This window comes from Vibrio genomosp. F10 str. 9ZD137 (genome assembly GCF_049974785.1).
Taxonomy (GTDB): Bacteria; Pseudomonadota; Gammaproteobacteria; order Enterobacterales; family Vibrionaceae; genus Vibrio.
In genome coordinates this window covers 1-1050 of record NZ_JBNGCJ010001039.1, presented here as the reverse complement: position 1 = coordinate 1050, position 1050 = coordinate 1, and the positions used below count along the sequence as shown (strand labels likewise).

The window sequence follows — 1050 nt, the reverse complement described above, 5'->3', positions numbered from 1 at the left end:
ACCGCTCTTCCGATCTGTAAAGATGTTCATGGTCATTGGATTGAGCGCTTTTGCTAATTTTGCTCCGGAAAACAAAAAGAGACTGTGGGCGACAAAAGCAGTGATCATCCGTATAGCAGACGCTGCGATCGGATCAACAGAAGTCAGCATCACAGGCTTTGCAATGATTCCACCGAGTGCTTGGCATAAAGCGGCAAGAAGCCCTAATGCGAGGCCAACCCACACCTTTCCTTTGATAGTATCGAGATTACTTTGTTGTCGACCTTTTCGGCCAAAGAAAATAGCCGTAACAACACCAGAAAACACTAGCACCGAACCCAATAGTTCCGTTGAACTCATGGTTTCACTAAAAATAAAGTACCCGAGAATGCCGGAAAATACCGCATGACAAGAAAAGAGAAGCCCAGCTTGCCTTGGACCCATGCGATTGAGACAGGCGAATAAAGCGGTGTCACCGATAAAGATGCCAATCAAACCAGAGAGCATCATCGGGGTGATGTCACTGAGTTCAATCGATCCCCAACCACCGGTAAAGAGCGCCATACAAGACAGGATGAGGGAAGTGCACCCCATGCGCCAGCGACTGTAGGCAAACGATCCTAAATGCAATGATGGTTTTACTGAGAGCAAGCTGGCGATTGCCCAAAGAAATGCGGCTGCGAGCGCGAGCCATTCAAATCCCACGTCGCGTCTTCCTTGAGTTCGTAGGTGATTAACGGCTTACAATATGCCCTAATCTTGAATCATTGCCTAGGGATATATCCTCGTCCAATTCAGATTAGGGTAATGTGGCGTATTCGGTCCTTTTTAGGTCAATATCAGCAGAGCGGCATAAACAATCAGTAAGCCCATTACCCCGATAATCAACCCGGTTTTGGCCATGTCTTTACTTTCAATCAGACCGGTTGAGTAGGCCAATGAATTCGGTGGCGTCGAGACAGGAAGAATCATCCCAAGTGATGCTGAGAACGCCACCACGACCAGTAGCCCTTGAAGACCGCCAACTGCGGCAAGGCTTTCCATTGAAGCACCAATAGATCGGAAGAGCGG

Annotated in this window: 2 protein-coding genes; both read right to left on the bottom strand. The window is 48.3% G+C overall.

The window, feature by feature from the left end; translation table 11 throughout:
* A partial coding sequence (locus ACP45E_RS22060; RefSeq protein ID WP_069585529.1) for a DMT family transporter occupies positions 1-684 on the bottom strand: 684 nt, incomplete at its 3' end.
* A 123-nt stretch (positions 685-807) separates the two neighbouring features.
* On the bottom strand, positions 808-1050 hold a 243-nt coding region (locus ACP45E_RS22055), incomplete at its 5' end, for an anion permease (RefSeq protein WP_198927785.1).